The sequence below is a fragment of the Oscillibacter sp. UBA6647 genome (assembly GCA_002455655.1).
In the GTDB taxonomy this organism is placed as follows: domain Bacteria; phylum Bacillota; class Clostridia; order Oscillospirales; family Oscillospiraceae; genus Oscillibacter.
The window spans coordinates 1-837 of record DKLF01000002.1 but is presented as its reverse complement, the minus strand read 5'-3'; the positions used below and the strand labels follow the sequence as shown (position 1 = coordinate 837).

Annotated in this window: 1 protein-coding gene; it reads right to left on the bottom strand. The window is 39.7% G+C overall.

Going from position 1 to position 837, the window contains the following annotated elements; translation table 11 throughout:
• Window positions 1-310: 310 nt before the first annotated feature.
• Window positions 311-837: helix-turn-helix domain-containing protein (locus tag B2W96_RS00055; RefSeq protein ID WP_293007283.1), on the bottom strand; the 527-nt coding region annotated here is incomplete at its 5' end.

The following is an 837-nucleotide window of genomic DNA, read 5'->3' as shown; positions in this document are numbered from 1 at the left end:
TTTTACAATTAATGTGCTACATTGTCAATACTATCGGCCACAAAAAGGCTCTCATTGATTACATATGGAACTGCACACGCAGTTCAGTAAAATATCCTTTTGATATGAATTATATTATCTATGTCGCTAAAATCTATCTGTATTATGTGTTTAGGCTTTGACTGGATCACTTTCGGATTAGCATCCATATAGTCAACCTCCAGCAACTATGCGGAGCCTGACTGTATATTGAGCTTGCTACTGACCATATCGGCAACGAAAACTCTACCATCTGTGTTTCAAACTCGATTTCTTAAAAATTTTATACTAATTATTCACTGGATCTATTGCGTTCGTCTTTTATTGCTTGCTCACAATCTTCGGCATATGATTCCGGAAAGCGCAGTTCCCAAGCTTGAATTTCTTCCTTTGGGAGGTTTTCAGCTTCTACTGTGCTTCTTTTTTTGTGCCAAGTGTTGATATAAGCCTGTAAGGTTCGGTTGTTGAACACCAATACGCTGTCGTCTGGAAGAACGTGCTCTATATCGGATGTCACCAATCCTTGCTCGTCAGCCAGCATAAACAAGAGTTGCATGACATCGGTATACTTTTCCACACTGTTGTCTCTCAAAACAGAAATGTCAATATGGAACAGTTCAGATAGCTTCACTAAGTGACGCTCCCGTACTCCGCCATGTCCCAACTCATAATTCCTAATTGTGGTCTCAGAGACGCCTAATTCAAATGCAAGGCGCTTTTGAGACCATTTTTCACGTTGCCGTAAAACTTTAATTTTTTCGCCTACAGTCATATAAAAGCCCTCCGAGCGTAAGAATCTTATGGACATTATAGCATTAT